Below are 16292 nucleotides of genomic sequence, written 5' to 3'. Positions count from 1 at the left end.
GAGCCTTCGGAGATGCCAGAACAGGGCAAACGCGGCGGGCGGCGGGCGAGGCTGGCGCAACGGGCGGCCAAACCGGCCTTTGACCCCTGCCCGCCCGGCCAGATCGGTGGGCAGTACAAACCCCTGACCTTGCCCGAGATCGCGGCGATCCACGACACCGCCCTGCGCCTGCTGGAAAGGCTGGGCATGGGCGAGGTGCCCGACCGTTTGGCACAAGACCTGATCGCCGCCGGCGCGCGGCCCGGCCCGCCGGGACGGCTGGTCTTTCCCCGCACGATGGTCGAAGGCGCGGTCCGGCAGGCCGCCAAACGGTTTACCCTGCACGGGCGCGACCCGGCCCGGTCGATCGAGGTGGGCGGCGACCGCGTGCATTTAGGCACCGGCGGAGCGGCGGTCCAGACGCTGGACCTGGACAGCGGGCTCTATCGCCCGTCGACCCTGGCTGACCTGCATGACTTCACCCGCCTTCAGGACACGCTGGCCAATGTCAGCTGGTTCACCCGATGCTGCGTCGCCACCGACGTGCCGGACAATTTCGATCTGGACGTGAATACAGCGTATGCGCTGATCCGGAATACCACCAAACCGGTGGCAACCTCGTTCACGCTGGCTGAACATGTCGCGCCCATCGTGCGGATGCTGGATATCGCCGCCGGAGGCCAGGGCGCCTTTGCGGAACGCCCGTTTCTGAAGGCGCATATCAGCCCGGTGATCTCGCCCTTGCGGTACGGCGAAGATGCGGTGGACGTGGTCTATGAATGCATCGCGCACAACATCCCCATGTCCTGCATCACCGCAGCCCAAGCCGGGGCGACCGCGCCCGCAACCATGGCCGGGTTTCTGGCCCAGTCGCTGGCCGAAACCCTGGCCAGCCTGGTCATGGTCAACGCGATCCGGCCGGGCTTTCCCATGGTGTTTTCCAACTGGCCCTTCATCATCGATCTGCGCACCGGCGCGTTTTCGGGCGGCAGTGGCGAAACCGCCGTGCTGAACGCGGCCTCGGCCCAGATCACCAACTGGTTGGGGCTGCCCTCGGGCGTGGCCTGTTCGATGACCGATGCCAAGGCCATCGACGCGCAATACGGTGCCGAAAAAGGCATCACCTCGCTGGCCGCCGCGCTGGCCGGGGGCAACCTGATCTACGAAAGCTCGGGCATGACCGCCTCGCTGTTGGGGGTTAGCTTCGAGGGGTTCGTGCTGGATGACGAGATGCATTCGCACACTTATCGCGCCCTGCGCGGGATCGAGGTGACCGAAGAAAACCTGGGCTTTGACGAGATCTGCCAGTCGGTTCTGGGCGAGGGCCATTTCCTGGGCAGCGCCCACACCCATGCAGCGATGGAGCGCGACTATTTCTACCCCGCCCTTGCCGACCGGGCCGAGCCGCGCAGCTGGCAGGACAGCGGCGCGCGCGATGCCTGGTCCACCGCCCGCGACCGCGCGCGTGAAATCCTGCGCACGCATCATCCGCAATACCTCAGCCCCGAACAGGAGGCCGAGATCCGCGCCAATTTCCGGATTCTGTCCTGATCCGACGCCGTTGTGTCGCGGACCGGGTGTTTTTGACGCGGGCTTGGCGCTAGGCTCGGGCAAACCACGACACAGGGGGCCCCATGGCAAATGCGTTCTTTCAACCCGTCTCGGCGATGGAACTGGCCCGCTTTGCCGGTGTCCCCACCTTCATGCGCCTGCCGGCCCTGACCTCGGACGACGACCGGATGGATCTGGTCGAGCTTGGGCTGGTCGGCATCCCCTGGGACGGGGGCACCACCAACCGGCCCGGCGCGCGGCATGGGCCGCGGCAGTTGCGCGACCAATCCACCATGATCCGCGCCATGAACCCGGTGACCGGGGTTGCCCCGTTCGAGTTGGTCAACTGTGCCGACCTGGGCGACGTGCCGCCCAACCCGGTGGATATCGAGGATACGCTGGACCGCGTCACCCGCTTCTACACCGACCTGACGCTGCGCGGCATCGTGCCCCTGACGGCGGGCGGCGATCACCTGACCACCCTGCCCGTCCTGCGGGCGCTGGCCAGCGACGGCCCGCTGGGGCTGATCCAGTTCGACAGCCATACCGACCTGTTCGACAGCTATTTCGGCGGGCACAAATACACCCATGGCACCCCGTTCCGCCGCGCGGTCGAGGAAGGATTGGTCGATCCCGAACGCTTCGTGCAGGTGGGCATTCGCGGCACCGCCTACAACACCGAGGATATCGAATGGGGCGAGGCGCAGGGCATCCGCATCATTCGCATCGAAGAGTTGTTCGACCGCGGCATCGACGATGTCATGGCCGAGGTCCGCTCCATCGTCGGCGACGCGCCCTGCTATTGCACCTATGACATCGATTTCGTGGACCCCACCCATGCCCCCGGCACCGGAACGCCCGAGATTGGCGGCCCCAACAGCTTTCAGGCCCAGCAGGTCATTCGCAAGCTGGAAGGTCTGAACCTTGTGGGCGCGGATCTGGTCGAGGTCTCGCCGCCCTTTGACCCGGCGGGCGGCACCGCGTGGCTGGGCATTTCGCTGATGTTCGAACTGCTGTGCGTGCTGGCCCAGGCGATCGACGCGCGGCGCTAGGCCCGCGCGACGTTCTCGGCGATCATCGAGATCATCTCGAACATCACCGCCGCCGCCGTCAGCGCGGTGATGTTGTTGGGGCTGTCCTTGGTCGGCATCATGCAGACCACATCGCCGCCGACGATGTTGAGCCCCCGCGCGGCATGCAGAATGCCTACGACTTCGTCGATGTCAAAACCCTTCTCGCCGGGTTCCAGGTTCGACACGCCCGGCGCGATGGTCGGGTCAAGGCAGTCGAGATCGAAGGTGATGTAGACCGGCCGGTCGCCCAGAACATCGCGCGTTTGGGCCACCACATCGGCCAAGCCACGCTGGCGGAACTCGCGCATGGTGACGATGTTGTAGCCATAGTCATAAGAAGGCTGCAGCCAGTCCAGGCTGCGCGGATGCCCCCGCAACCCGATCTGCATCGACCGGGTCGGGTCCACCTGCCCCTGATCGGCCAAGTAAGCCCCCCAATGCGCGGCGGACTTCTTGGCCCCCAGGAAATGATCGACCTTGGTGAACACATCCGTATGCGCATCCAGATGCAGAAAGCTGACCGGTTGCCCGCCCGCCAGTTCGCCTCGGCCCAGCGCCTGCACGATCCCGCCCGTGATCGAGTGATCGCCGCCCACCGAAACGGGCCGCGCACCGGCGGCGTCGATGTCACGGTAGAAGGCGGTTATACGCTCGATGCAATCCTCGTTGTCGTTGGCGCGCGGGAACGGCACGTCGCCCACATCGGCAATGCGCGCGCTTGACCACGGATCGATCTGGAACAACGAATGCACCCGGCGCTGCACGGCCGAGACATGACGCAGCGCACGCGGGCCCAGATGCTGGTCGCGCTCGGTGGTGCCGTTGCCGGCAGAATGCGGCACGCCCACAAGGGCGATATCCTGATCCTGCGGCCCCACATGGGGGCACCGGAACAGGGTGGGCACGCCCCACCAGTACAGGTTGTCCATCATGGATTGTTCGTAGCGGTCCGCCATCATGTCTCCCCGCCCTTAAATGAAACCGCCCCCACGGGTGACCCGGGGGGCGGCTGTCGCGTCAGATCTTTTCGTCTTCGCGTCGGAAGGCGCCCTGAACGATACGGTCCATGACCATGGCCAGGAACAGGATCGCAAAGCCACCCAGCAGGCCCGGCCCCTTGGCCGCGTATTGCAGCGCCTCAAGGATTTCCTTGCCCAGCCCCCCGCCGCCGATCAGCGAGATGATCACGACCATCGACAGACACATCAGGATGGTCTGGTTCACACCGGTCATGATCGACGGCAGCGCCAGCGGGATTTCCACGTCCTTCAGCAACTGCCATTTCGAGGCGCCAAAGGCCACGGCGGCCTCTTTGATGCTTTCCGGCACCCCGCGCATGCCCAGCGCCGTCAGGCGGATCACCGGCGGCATGCCGAAGATGATCGTAGCAAGGATGCCCGGCGGGTTGCCGGTGCCAAAGAAGGCGATGATCGGGATCAGGTAGACGAAGGCCGGCAGGGTTTGCATCAGGTCCAGCACAGGCTCGGCCGCGCGATAGGCGCGTTTGGATTTGCCGAACCAGATGCCCAGCGGAATGCCGAAGGTGACGCACAGCAGCACGGCCGCGCCCACCAAAGCCACCGTCTCCATCGCCACGTCCCAATAGCCCAGCAGCGCGATATAGGCCAACGACGCGGCGGTGAAGATCGCCACGCGCGGACCCGCCGCGCGCCACGCGGTCACGCAGATCACCAGCATGACCACCGGCCAGGGCGACCCGATCAGGGCCACGGTCAGCCCGTCCAGAACCGAGCGCACACCGGCAACAATCCCGTCGAAAATGTCTCCGCCCGCGGCGGCTGCGGCGTCGATCCGGGCCTCCATCCAACTGGCCACGACCGAGAACAGTGTTCCCTGATCAGGCCCGAGTATCATCTCGGAGACTTGTTTCTCGGGGAAGGCATCCAGCAGCGGAAGCGAGGCATTCACCGTGAATTTGTAAACGATCAGCGGTCCGATCGCAGCGATCAGAACTGCCCCCAGAACCGTGTTCCGAGTCGAGCGGCCGCTTTCGGTGTTGTCGGGGTTGATCCGCCAGTTCGAGTACTGTTTTTCGTACACCCGGTCAGCGTAGAACCCCTGAACCAGCTTGAAAACCAGCAGCATCAGAAGCCCGGTGACCATGATCCCCAGGGCTTCGGACTGTGCCAGCTGCGCTTTCTCAAGGCTGCTGTCAGCCGCTTTCTGGATATTCGCGGCCAGTTTGTTGAACCGGTCTATGTCTGCCTTCTCGGTTGCATCCGCCGCGCGGGCCAGCAGCTCATTTGCGCGTTCCTGCTGACGGGCCGCGCGTTCGGCCAGATCGGCCCCCGGGTTACCCCAGGCACCGCGACCGATCTGCACCCAGGCGATGATCTCAAGGATCAGGAAGGTCCAGAACATTCCCCAGATCGCCCGCGAGGCGGACCAGAACGGCCCCAGCACCGCCGCCCACAGGTTGAACGTATTCGGGATCGGACTGGTCGCGTCGTGGATCTTATGAAAGGCGTTGACGTAGTAGTCACCGTTGGGGCCGGCGAATTCGTGGATCGACCGATCCAGCGCCTCGCGGTCCACCTCGATGTCGGAGGCGGCCGTGACTTTCAATTCCGTGGTTGCATCAGTCATTTTTGCCCCCCTGAATTCCGCGCAACAGGCGTGGTTTGGTCACGACGCCGACATCCTGACCGCCATCGGTGATCACCACCGGAAGCTCGGTGTTCACGGCCAGGTCGATCAGCTGGTCGAGGTCTGCGCCCTCATCGGCACGCGGCGCGCCATCCAGCGGGCCGGAATAACTGTCCAGCGGCTCCATGATCGAATGCGCCTTGACCAGTTTGAGTTTGGATATGCCCTGCACGAACTCGCGCACGTAGTCGTCGGCCGGGTTCATCACGATGTCCTCGGGCGTGCCGATCTGGACGATCACACCGTCCTTCATGATGGCGATGCGGTGGCCGATGCGAATGGCCTCGTCCAGGTCATGTGTGATGAACAGCGTGGTTTTTTTCAGCTGCGCAACCAGCGCCTTGAACTGATCCTGCAATTGCAGCCGGATCAGCGGGTCCAGTGCCGAGAATGGTTCATCCATCAACAGGATTTCCGGGTCCGAGGCCAGCGCCCGCGCAATGCCCACGCGCTGCTGCATCCCCCCCGACAGCTCCTTGGGCAGCCGGTCCTCGTAACCGGTCAGGTCCACCAGGCCCAGCGCGTGATCGGAGACCGCCCAGCGCTTGGACTTCGAGACTTTGCGGATCTCGAGCGGATAGGCCACGTTGTCGCGCACCGAACGGTGCGGCATCAGCGCCATGTGCTGGAACACCATCCCGATCTGCTGGGCGCGAATGCGGCGCAGTTCGGACTCGGAGATCTTGGACACGTCCTGCCCCATGATCTCGATCTTTCCGGCCGTGGGCTCGATCAGGCGATTGACATGGCGCACAAGAGTCGACTTGCCTGAACCCGACAGGCCCATGATGCAAAAAATCTCGCCGCGCGGCACTTCGAACGTGGCGCCTTGAACGCCGACCACGCAATTAAATCTTTCAAGAACTTCAGGTTTTCCAATACCTTCATTCCGGACCGCAGCCATGGCTTCTTCGGCCCGTGCGCCGAAAATTTTCCAGACATTTTCTAGTTTTACGACAGGTTCGTCCATTTGCCCCTCATCTACGGGGTTGCATCCCGGCAAACAGGCAAAGGGCCGCCGCGATCAGTCGCGACGGCCCCATGCGTTTGTGATTTAGTTCGTCAGCCAGCCGATAACGGTGTCTTCGTTTTCAGCCACCCACTGGCGGGCGAAATCGGCTGCTTCTATGTTGTCCACGGCCAGCGCCTTGCCCATCGCGCTCAGATCATCACCCTGCATCTGGTAGTTGCGGAACAGGGCCGCGACCTCGGGGTGATTTTCCTCAAGCTCTTTGGCGTAGTGCAGGTGTAGAGTTGCCCCGTTCCACGCGGTCGAGGCCTCGGACTTGTCCAGCCAGTCCGGGTCATCGGTCGGCTGAACGATCGTCCAGGTGGCCGGATCATGCGGCGGCTCTTCCAGAACGGTCAGATCCTGGGTCACGAAGATGTAGTGCGGGCTGTAGCAGAACCCGATCCACGGATCGCCGGCCTTGGTCGCGTTTGCCAGGTTGGCATAGGCGATGGTTTCTTCGTACTCGGTCAGTTCGAAGATCTGGTCATAGCCATAGGACTTGGCGCGGATCTTCTCGACCACGGTCGACGCCCAGCCGGGTGCGCCGATCCAGACCTCCGGGGTGCCGTTTCCGTCAGTGTCGAAGATGGCCATCTTGTCCGGATCGCTCAGGTCGTCGATGGATTTGATGTCATATTCCTCGGCAATGTAGGTCGGAACGCACATACCCTGCTCGGCCTGAACCGGGTTCTCGTTCATCACGACTGTGCCGTTCTGCTTGACATAGGTGTCGTGCAGGTTCTGCTGGTTCGGCATCCAGACTTCCGGATGGACGTGCATCGCGCCGGAATCCATCGCTTCAAAGACGATGGGGTTGGTGCCGTTCTGCAATTCGACATCAAGGCCAAGGTTTTCTTCGATAACGACTTCAAGAATGTGCGCGGTGGCGTTCACCGACGCCCAGTTCGGCACACCGATCACGATATCGGCAGCAAAAACCGGGGCAGCGACCGCCATCGATGCGCCCCCCAGTAACGTAGCAAGTTTGTTCATGTTGCATCTCTCCATGTTGGTCGTCTTCGGCGCTGATTCTCGTTGATCGAAAGCGACCAGGCAGACGGGCCTGATCGTCGAGATCGGGTCAGCGTCTCGGGTGTATTGAGCGCGTTTCGCATGTGAACACGCCCCGCACTGAAAAAAGTGAAGCACCTGCCGTTTGACCCATCAAGCGCAACTTCGAACCGGGGTCACGGTTTCGAAATTCTCGCAAAATGGTTTCGCTAAATTCCGAATAACGGTCCCACGCGTCGGGGTGAAGCCCGTGGGACCGTACGTTGGATTGGTACGCCTGCAGCATGAAATTTGGCTGCAATGCAGTTTGGTTCAGTGGGGATTGGGCCTCAAACCAGAGCCTGCGGCAAGACAAACGGAACGTCAGTTGCCGGCAGCGTGCTGACCGGCAGATCGATGCCATAGACCTGCCGCATCACCTCGTCGGTCATGACGTCCGAAACCGCCCCGGTGCGCCAGACCTCTCCGTTCGACAGAACGCAGACCTTGTCGGCAAACAACGCGCTCAGGTTCAAGTCATGCATCACGACCACGACGCCCCCGCCCTGATCGGCGAATTCGCGCGCGATGCGCAGAACCGTGAACTGATGCGCGATGTCCAGGCTGGCGACGGGTTCGTCCAGCAACAGCCAGCGCGGCCTGTCGCGCCGCACCGAGCTCCAGACCTGGGTCAGAACGCGCGCAAACTGCACGCGTTGCTGCTCACCGCCGGACAGGTTCTGGTACGAGCGCGGCTCGAACCCCGCAAGATCCACATGCGCCAGGGCGCGCGACGGCAGTGTGTCGTCACCGTCGGCCAGGCCACCGGGCAGGCCCAGCCGTACGACTTCCAGCGCGGTGAAGGGAAAGGCGACCGCCGAGGATTGCGGAAGAACGCCCCGCACCTCCGCCAGTTCCCAGGGCTGCAGGGCCGCGATGTCGAGGCCGTTCAGGGTGATCCGGCCGGTGTACGGGATGTCGCCCGACAGCGCCCCGAGCAAGGTGGATTTGCCCGAGCCGTTGGGCCCGATGATCGCGGTGACCTGTCCGGGTTCGGCCAGGAAATCCACATCGCGCAGGATCTGCTTGCGCCCGATGCGGACGCTGACATTTTCAGCTTTCATCATTCACATTCCCATCGATCCGTGGCGGCGCAGCAGGATCCAGAAGAACACCGGCGCGCCCAGAATGGCCGTGACGATGCCGATCGGCAGCTCGGCTGGGGCCACGATCACCCGGCTGATCATGTCGGCGGCCAGCAGCAGGGCGGCGCCCAGCAAGGCTGCATTCACCAGCAGCCGGTGGTGATCGGGGCCGGTGCCCAGCCGCAGCAGATGCGGCACGACGATGCCGATGAACCCGATCCCGCCCGACACGGCCACGGCCGCGCCGGTGGCGGCGGCCACCGTCAGGATCGCGATGTTCTTGCTGCGTTGGACCGGAATGCCGATGTGATGCGCCACCGCTTCGCCCATGGCCAGGCCGTTCAGGGCGCGGGCCAGACGCTGCGCGCACAGGATCGACGCCAGGATCAAGGGCGCGGCGGTGGCGACCTTGGTCCAGGTCGCGCCGGCCAGCGAGCCCATGCCCCAGAAGGTCAGATCGCGCAGCTGCTGATCGCCGGCGATGTACACCATGACCCCCGACACCGCGCCCGACAGGGCCGCCAGGGCGATGCCGGCCAGCAGCATCGTGGCGACCGAGGTCTGCCCCTGACGCGTCGAAACGCGATAGAGGATCAGGACCGACGCCCAGCCGCCCAGGAAGGCGGCAACCGCGACCAGGCCACTGCCGACCCAGGCCAGAACGGCGGCGGGCAGAAGGTTGCCGAAGACGATGGCGGTGATCGCGCCCAGCCCCGCCCCCGCGCTGACGCCGACGATGCCCGGATCCGCCAGCGGGTTGCGGAACAGCCCCTGCATCACCACGCCCGACACCGCCAGCGCCGCCCCGACCAGGATGCCCATCGCCAGCCGCGGCAGGCGAATGTCCCACAGCACGATCCGGTTCAGATCCGACAGGCCCCGGCCATGCAGCAGATCTGACACGGCCGTCTTCAACGAGGCCCCGGACGCGCCGACCGAGATGCTGGCCACGCTGGTCACGGCCAGAAGGCCGACCAGGGCCAGGGTCACCCATGCCGCCCGCGACCTGCGGGCCGCGGCGGACGGGGGCGCGCCGTTGTCCAGTGCCAGTGTCATGAGCCCCTGACGCCCCGCAATGCGGCCGACAGATCCATGACCGCGTCGGCGGTGCGCGGGCCGAAGCCCAGCAGATAGGCGCCGGGCATCCGGATCAGCGCCCGGTTCCGCCCCGCCGGGGTCAGCCGGACCGCGGGCAGCGCGAACAGCTCTTCCTCCGAGAGGATCGGCCCGCCCTGACGCTCCATCATCAGGATCACGTCCGGCGCGGTGGCGGCCATGGCTTCGGGCGTCATCGTCTTGAAACCCGTCACATCGGCGGCCGCGTTTTTGCCTCGGGCCATGCGGATGATGGTATCGGCCTGGGTCTCGGCCCCGCCGACGACAAATTCGCCGCCCCGAGCCGAAAGCAGGAACAGCACCTTCACCGGCGCATCCTGCGCGGCGGACGCCTCGGCCAGCGCCCGGTCCAGCCGGCGCGCGGTTTCGGCCGCCAGGGCTTCGGCTTCGGCCTCGACCCCCAGCGCGGCCCCCACGGCGCGGATCTTGTCGATGACGCCATCGCGCGAGAATTCGTCGGCAATGGTGACGTAATCCACGCCGGCCTCTCGCAGCACCGCGATGGCCTCGGGCGGTCCCGACCCTTCGAGCGCAAGGATCATGTCGGGGGCAACCGACAGCACGCCCTCGGGCGACAGGGCCCGGCGATACCCGACATCGGGCAGATCCGCCGCCTCGGGCGGCCAGGTCGAACTGCGGTCACGGCCGACCAGCCGGTGCTGCTGGCCCAGGGCATGGACGATCTCAGTCAGCGAACTGCCGATGGCGATCACGCGGTTGCTCTCGGCCTGCGCGGCCGCCGCCGAAACCAGCAATGCCGCGCAGAGTGTCACCAGGCCCCGCATCATGCCGCTCCGGTGTCGGCCGGGCCGGGCAGCGCGGCCACCAGCGCATCCCAGGCGGGGCGATGATCGGCCTCGCCGGTGCGGCGCCCGAAGATCTGCAATATCAGGGCGCCGTCCGCGTCGAAAGCCTCGACTGAGATCGCCGGGCCGCGCTGGGTCGGCTTGTCGACGGCCCAGACCTCGGCGATGTGATCGCTGCGCAGATGCAGGTTGAAGCCCGGATCCAGCACGTTGAACCACGGCCCCATCTGCTGAAGATTTTGCACCGGGCCGCCGTGGATCTCGATGCAGCCGCGGTTGCCGACGAAGATCATCACCTCGATGTGCCGGTCCCGCACCTGTTCGAACAGGTCGGTGACCGCCGCGGGATCAACCGCGCGGGCCAGCGGTTCGCCCGCGATGCGATAGGCGCCCAGCCGGCTCATCCTAAGCTTGGAGGTCAGGCGCAGGAACTGGTGCGTGTCCGTCATCTTTGCCCATTCGCGGCGCAGGGCGTCGGCCTTGTCGGCATTGGCCTTGGGCGCTTCGGCCGGTTTGCGCGGCGCGACCGTCATCGTCTGGCCTTGATCCTCGGCGGCCAGTGTCCGAACCAAGCTGTCCCAGTGGCCCAGGTCCGAGCCATCGCGCAGGATGATCTTGTGAACCGCGTCCCCGGCAGCATCGAACACCTGGATCGAGCGGCGCAGACCGGCCTCGGTTTCCCGCTCGACGGCAAAGACATGGTGCCATTGCGCGGGGAACATGCGCAGGTCGATCTCTTCGGTCAGCACCATCGCGGCATGCTGGCCGCTGTGGTAATTGTCGTACCGCCCGATCTTTTCGATCACGCAGGACGGGTTGCGCGTCAGCGCCATGACCTCGCCCAAACCAGCCAACTGGCCGAACAGCCCGTCAAGGCCGGGGTTCAGCCGCGTTACGCCCTGCCCGGCAAAGGCCGCGACCAGCTGGCCCTCGCTCAACCCCAGCGTTTCCGCGAAATCGCGGTCTCGCTGGCCTGTCTTCTGCGCATAGGCAGCACGAATATCCTGAGGAGCCATAAGCACCTGTTCCATAGCGGGTTTCCCGTCTTCTTCGTTGTTCCAAGGGATGCTGGCCCGGGTGCCGATCGCAAACAGCGCCCTGCTGGCAGTGCCGAAATTACAGGCACGAAATTATGTTGACTGTTTTAGTCACCTTTATTAACGAGCACAAGTCGCCGCGAACAGGCGATTCCAAAAAACAGAAAAAAAACTGACCAGCGCCAGCGAACTGCAAGCATCTCCGGTCCTCACACTTGTTTCGAAGGGACAGAAATGCGTGCGCGTACTCATATTGCAGGCCTGCTTGAGACGGCCTCTTGCCTTGGTTTGACGGCGTCCATGGTTTGGGCGCAGGAACAGGATGACGGGTTCCTCGGGACCCTGGAACTGGGCGAAAGCAAACGCGAGATCCAGACCGCCACCGCGGTTCCGGTCACGAATATCGACCAGGAAGAGATCGATGACCGTCAGGCCAACACGGTGGCCGAACTGATCGATTCGGTTCCCGGCGTCACCCTGGTGAACGGCTCGACCCCGCAAGGATCGGGCATCAATATCCGCGGATACGGGGCCAACGGCACCTTCGGCACCGACCAGAAGGTTCTGATCCTTGTCGACGGCGCGACCACCGGCGCGGAAGAGCTGTACCGGATCGGCAACCAGCTGTTCACCGATCCGCAGCTGTACAAAAGCGTCTCGGTCATCCGCGGCACGGTGGGGTCCTTCGAATACGGCTCGGGCGTCGTCGGCGGCGTGGTTCAGCTGGAAACCAAGGACGCGTCCGACTTTACCGGTGGCGAACCGGGGTTCCGCTTCCGCCAGACGCTCGAGGGGTATTCCAACGGCAGCGGCTTTGCCTCGTCGTCGATCCTGGCGTGGCAACCCAACCGGCAGACCGAATTCCTATTCAACTACACCTATCGCGACCAGGACGATCAGAAGGACGGCAACGGCGACTCGATCGGCAACAGCGCCTTCACCCTGCCTTCGCTGCTGGCCAAGGGGAAATACAGCTTTGGCGACAACCTTGAACATTCGATCACCGCGTCCTGGAACCAGTCCACCTCGGAAGAGCGCGACGTGCCCTATGATTCCTTCGGCACGACGGCGGATGCGTTCGGCAACGTGGACCGCGACATCGAAACCCGGATCGCCGTTCTGCGTTACCAGTACCGGCCGGCCGGTAACGATCTGGTCGATCTGGACGTCAATCTCAGCTATTCCGAGCAGTCCATCGACAGCAGCTATGTGCCCGGCTCGTCCAGCCTGGAGGGAACGCCCTTCTTCCCCGGCATCCAAGCGCTGGCCGATGCCACGCACAATTACGAAACCACCAAGCTGACGATCAAGAACAGCGCGTATTTCCAGACCGGGGCCGCGTCGCATGATCTGCGGTTCGGGGTGGAATTCATCGACCGCGAGCGGCTGGATGCCCCATCGGCGCCGGGTGGCACCGACCGTCGCGTCGCGCTGTTTGCCGTTGACGACATCCAGTTCGGCGACCGGCTGACGGTCACGCCCGCGCTGCGGTACGAAACGCAGGACATCAAGGGCAACGGCGACGCGGCCGCGCCCTTCAACGCCAGCTATGACAACGACGCGCTGATGGGCGGCCTGTCGGCCCGATACGAATTCGCCAGCGGCTTCGCTGTGTTCGCGGGCGGGGCCTATACCGAAAGCCTGCCGATCATCGACGATCTGGGCACACCGCTCTACATGACCCAGCCCGAGAAATCCCGCACCTGGGAGGCCGGCTTTTCCTATGACCGCGGCGACATCTTCGCCGCCGGCGACGTTGTGCGGGCCAAGGTCAATCTCTACAGCACCGATCTGTGGGACATCACCTCGTACGTGTCGGGCACCCCGTCCCTGCCCCTGTCCAAGGTCGAAACCGAGGGCGTCGAGATCGAGGCGTCCTATGCCCATGCCACGGGCTTCTACGTCGATTTCAACGCCAACATCGTCAGCGCCACCGAATTCAGCGCGGCGGGCATCGGATCGCCGTGGCGCAACGAACCCACGGATTCGGCGCGGATCACCCTGGGCAAGCGGTTCGGCGAAACCCTGGATGTCAGCTGGGAGATCTTCGGCGCCAGGTCGGGGCTCGATTCCTCGGGCGGTCCGGTGGGCGGCTACGGGGTGAACACCCTGCGCGCGACCTATCTGCCGCAAGAGGGCGCGCTGGCAGGCTTCGAACTGCGCGCCGGGATCGAGAACATCTTTGACAAGGCCTATCAGCCGAACCTGTCGACCCGCATTTCGCCGGGCCGGAATTTCAAGCTGACCGTGGCCAAGACCTTCTGAACCCCTCACGGAAAGGACCCGTCATGACAAAAGCCGTGCATCACCTTGTTCGGGCGGTCCTGCTGGCCCTGCCCCCCATCGCGGGGGCGGGGTTGCCCAGTGCCGCGGGCACCCAGGGCGCGGGCGGCGTCACGATCGAGCTCAGCTCGGCCGTGGACCAGGATCAGGGCTGCCTGCTGAGCTTCGTGGTCGAAAACGCCCACCCCGCCGATATCGGCGGCGCCGTCTATGAAACGGTGCTGTTCGGCGCGCAAGGCGAAGTGGCCCTGCTGACGCTGCTGGATTTCCAGGACCTGCCCGCCGGGCGGCCCCGCGTACGCCAGTTCAAATTCGCCGGCCTGGCCTGCAATCAGATCAGCCGGATCCTGATCAACGGGGTGCAGGACTGCGCCTATCCCGGCGATCTGACCGATGCCTGCCTATCCGGCCTGACGCTGCGCAGCCGCCTTGAAACCGAATTGATTGGATGACCCGATGGATGCGTTTCTGCAAAGACTGACCGCAATTCTGGACCTGGGCGGCCCGGTCGTGGCCGTGCTGATTGCAACCTCGGTCGCGACCATGGCGCTGATCCTCTACAAGCTGTGGCAGTACAAGGCCGCCGGGGTCGGGCGGCATGTCGAGCTATCGCAGGCCATCGAAGCCTGGGACCGCAACGACCGGGCCACCGCGCGCGCGCATCTGGACCGAAGCCGCAGCTATCTGGCGCCGGTGGTCGCCATGGCGCTGGACGGGCACGGCCCGGAACTGATGGACCGCGCCGATGCCGAGGCGGAGGCGCGTTTTGCCGGGCTGGAACGCGGGCTGAACGTGCTGGACATGGTCTCGCAGCTTGCGCCGCTGCTGGGGCTGTTCGGCACCGTGCTGGGCATGATCGAGGCCTTCCGCACTCTTCAGGCGGCCGGCAACGCGGTGGATCCGGCGCTGCTGGCCGGCGGCATCTGGGTTGCGTTGATGACGACCGCCGCGGGGCTGGCCGTGGCCATGCCCACCGCGCTGGTCCTGACTTGGTTCGAAGCGCGGATGACCCGCGAACGGGTCTTTGCCAACCGCGCCCTGCGCACGGTGTTTGCCCCCGGCCACGCCGCCGCGTCACGCCCGGCCATCCCGTCCTCCGAGGTGCTGGCCCATGGCGCTTGAAACCCGCAAAAGGCGGCGCCGGCACCTTTCGATGACGTCCCTGATCGATGTCATCTTTCTGCTGCTGCTGTTCTTCATGCTCACCTCGACCTTTTCGAAATACGCCGAGATCGAGCTGACCACCGCCGCGGCGGGCGGGGCGCAGGCCCAGCGGCCCATCCGGTTCATCAAGCTGGAACGCGACCGCATCCTGATAGACGGCACCGAAGTCGCGCCCGAAGCGGTCGCCGCCCGGTTCGACGGCCGGACCGACGAGCTGGCCTTGATCAGCCTGGGCGGCGGGGCGACCTCGCAGCAGTTGATCGACTTGCTGACCGCCCTTGCGCCCGTGTCCCGGCTCAGCACGCAGGTCATCGGATGATCCGCCTGACCCCCAAAACGAAACCCGGCCGCGAGCCGACGATCGCCCTGATCAACGTGGTCTTTCTGATGCTGGTCTTCTTCATGATCGCAGGCACGCTGGCGCCGCCTCTGGGCCAGTCGGTGCAACTGGTGCGGACGGCGGATCTTGAAGGGCGCGAGCCGCCGGATGCGCTGGTCATCCGCGCCGACGGCGTGCTGGAATATCGCGGGGCCGAGCTGACCGACGTAGCGGCCTATGTCGAGCGCGCAACGATCGACCTGCCATTGGACGCCGTGCGGCTGGTGCCCGACCGGGCCTTGCCGGCGGTGCGGCTGAAACAGATCAGCGACGCCCTGCGTACCTTGGGCGCCAACCGGGTCTTCGTCGTGACCGAACGGGGCCTGCCATGATCCCGCAATCCCGCATCATGGCCGCCGTGCTGGTCGTGCTGGCCGCCGCGACCCACGCCGCCGCCCTGTTCGAATTCGACACGGACGAAGCGGTTCTCATCGAAGGCGGTGGCGCGGTTGCCCCTGCGGCGCTGGGGTCCTCGTTCCGGGATTACGCGGCCGGAACCGTAGCCCCGCCCCCGGCGGCCGCGCAGCAGTCACCCGTTGCCCCAGCACAGACCGCGCCAGAGGCCCCGGCGGACCGTGCGCGCGCGCAGCCGGCCACCAGGGTGCAGGCGCAGGCCCCGGCCCAGCGGCAGAACGCCCATACACCGACCTTGCAAAAACCCCAGCCGCAGCAGGCCCGGCCTCCAAAACCACCCACCCCGACCGGGAATGCCGCGGACAGCCGCAAAAAGGGCAGCGCCACCGGCAAGGCGGCGACCGGGGCGGCCTCGGCGAAACGGACGAACCGCGCCGCGCAGGAACAGGGAAATGCCGAGGCCAGCACCTATGCCGGTCTGGTCAAGCGCAAGATTTTGCGCGCCCGTCGAAAAAGCGTGAATATCCAAGGCTCGGTTCTGGTGGCCCTTCGTATCGCCGACAACGGTGCGCTGGCGTCGGTCAGCGTCGCCCGCAGCTCGGGTTCGGCCCGGCTGGATCAGGTCGCACTGGCGCAGGTCCGGGCCGCCGCGCCCTTCCCGCCGCCGCCGGCCTCGGCCCGGCGCGCCTATACCGTGGAAATCGTCAGCAAATAGAAACTCAACCCGCGCTTGTCC

At 65.2% G+C, this 16292-nt stretch carries 16 protein-coding genes; 8 read left to right on the top strand and 8 right to left on the bottom strand.

What is annotated here, in order from left to right; translation table 11 throughout:
- The first annotated feature begins 12 nt into the window (after nucleotides 1-12).
- Nucleotides 13-1530 (top strand): trimethylamine methyltransferase family protein, encoded by a 1518-nt coding sequence (locus tag ACR3EK_RS02220; RefSeq protein ID WP_480632567.1) that lies wholly within the window; start codon nucleotides 13-15, stop codon nucleotides 1528-1530.
- A gap of 83 nt (nucleotides 1531-1613) precedes the next feature.
- Nucleotides 1614-2582: an agmatinase gene (locus ACR3EK_RS02215; RefSeq protein ID WP_480632566.1), complete on the top strand. Its 969-nt coding sequence runs from the start codon at nucleotides 1614-1616 to the stop codon at nucleotides 2580-2582.
- Here ACR3EK_RS02215 and ACR3EK_RS02210 read toward each other — a convergent pair.
- The 8 genes from ACR3EK_RS02210 to ACR3EK_RS02175 form a co-directional block, all read right to left on the bottom strand.
- Nucleotides 2579-3559, bottom strand: coding sequence for an arginase family protein (locus ACR3EK_RS02210; RefSeq protein ID WP_480632565.1), 981 nt, complete (start codon nucleotides 3557-3559; stop codon nucleotides 2579-2581). The genes ACR3EK_RS02215 and ACR3EK_RS02210 overlap by 4 nt on opposite strands.
- 61 nt (nucleotides 3560-3620) lie before the next feature.
- On the bottom strand, nucleotides 3621-5210 hold the full coding sequence (locus ACR3EK_RS02205; RefSeq protein WP_093964482.1) for an ABC transporter permease: 1590 nt from the start codon (nucleotides 5208-5210) through the stop codon (nucleotides 3621-3623).
- Nucleotides 5203-6240, bottom strand: coding sequence for a quaternary amine ABC transporter ATP-binding protein (locus ACR3EK_RS02200; protein WP_170339611.1), 1038 nt, complete (start codon nucleotides 6238-6240; stop codon nucleotides 5203-5205). Before ACR3EK_RS02200 ends, ACR3EK_RS02205 begins: the two co-directional genes overlap by 8 nt.
- An 84-nt stretch (nucleotides 6241-6324) precedes the next feature.
- Nucleotides 6325-7275 carry an ABC transporter substrate-binding protein gene (locus ACR3EK_RS02195; RefSeq protein WP_170340226.1) on the bottom strand — a complete coding sequence of 317 codons (951 nt, stop codon included), beginning with the start codon at nucleotides 7273-7275 and terminating at the stop codon, nucleotides 6325-6327.
- A gap of 347 nt (nucleotides 7276-7622) precedes the next feature.
- On the bottom strand, nucleotides 7623-8399 hold the full coding sequence (locus tag ACR3EK_RS02190; protein ID WP_480632564.1) for a heme ABC transporter ATP-binding protein: 777 nt from the start codon (nucleotides 8397-8399) through the stop codon (nucleotides 7623-7625).
- Nucleotides 8400-9473 carry a FecCD family ABC transporter permease gene (locus ACR3EK_RS02185; protein WP_480632563.1) on the bottom strand — a complete coding sequence of 358 codons (1074 nt, stop codon included), beginning with the start codon at nucleotides 9471-9473 and terminating at the stop codon, nucleotides 8400-8402. It lies immediately after the preceding gene.
- On the bottom strand, nucleotides 9470-10318 hold the full coding sequence (locus ACR3EK_RS02180) for a heme/hemin ABC transporter substrate-binding protein (protein ID WP_480632562.1): 849 nt from the start codon (nucleotides 10316-10318) through the stop codon (nucleotides 9470-9472). The genes ACR3EK_RS02185 and ACR3EK_RS02180 overlap by 4 nt, the downstream gene beginning before the upstream one ends.
- Nucleotides 10318-11370: a hemin-degrading factor gene (locus tag ACR3EK_RS02175; RefSeq protein ID WP_480632561.1), complete on the bottom strand. Its 1053-nt coding sequence runs from the start codon at nucleotides 11368-11370 to the stop codon at nucleotides 10318-10320. Before ACR3EK_RS02175 ends, ACR3EK_RS02180 begins: the two co-directional genes overlap by 1 nt.
- A gap of 306 nt (nucleotides 11371-11676) precedes the next feature.
- Here ACR3EK_RS02175 and ACR3EK_RS02170 point away from each other — a divergent pair, with 306 nt between their 5' ends.
- From ACR3EK_RS02170 to ACR3EK_RS02145, 6 genes are read left to right on the top strand one after another with little or no spacing between them, the layout of a single operon-like run.
- Nucleotides 11677-13641 carry a TonB-dependent receptor domain-containing protein gene (locus ACR3EK_RS02170; RefSeq protein WP_480632560.1) on the top strand — a complete coding sequence of 655 codons (1965 nt, stop codon included), beginning with the start codon at nucleotides 11677-11679 and terminating at the stop codon, nucleotides 13639-13641.
- 23 nt (nucleotides 13642-13664) lie between these two features.
- The gene (locus ACR3EK_RS02165) at nucleotides 13665-14111 is read left to right on the top strand and encodes a hypothetical protein (protein WP_480632559.1); all 447 of its coding nucleotides are present in this window, start codon (nucleotides 13665-13667) and stop codon (nucleotides 14109-14111) included.
- A 4-nt stretch (nucleotides 14112-14115) separates the two neighbouring features.
- Nucleotides 14116-14781: a MotA/TolQ/ExbB proton channel family protein gene (locus ACR3EK_RS02160; RefSeq protein WP_480632558.1), complete on the top strand. Its 666-nt coding sequence runs from the start codon at nucleotides 14116-14118 to the stop codon at nucleotides 14779-14781.
- Nucleotides 14771-15142, top strand: a complete 372-nt coding sequence (locus ACR3EK_RS02155) for a biopolymer transporter ExbD (RefSeq protein ID WP_170460103.1) — start codon at nucleotides 14771-14773, stop codon at nucleotides 15140-15142. The genes ACR3EK_RS02160 and ACR3EK_RS02155 overlap by 11 nt, the downstream gene beginning before the upstream one ends.
- Nucleotides 15139-15534: an ExbD/TolR family protein gene (locus tag ACR3EK_RS02150; RefSeq protein WP_480632557.1), complete on the top strand. Its 396-nt coding sequence runs from the start codon at nucleotides 15139-15141 to the stop codon at nucleotides 15532-15534. Before ACR3EK_RS02155 ends, ACR3EK_RS02150 begins: the two co-directional genes overlap by 4 nt.
- Nucleotides 15531-16271: an energy transducer TonB gene (locus ACR3EK_RS02145; RefSeq protein ID WP_170460100.1), complete on the top strand. Its 741-nt coding sequence runs from the start codon at nucleotides 15531-15533 to the stop codon at nucleotides 16269-16271. The genes ACR3EK_RS02150 and ACR3EK_RS02145 overlap by 4 nt, the downstream gene beginning before the upstream one ends.
- Nucleotides 16272-16292 lie beyond the last annotated feature (21 nt).

It is taken from the genome of Ruegeria sp. BC8 (genome assembly GCF_056535705.1).
This window is presented reverse-complemented; position numbering and strand designations above follow the sequence as displayed.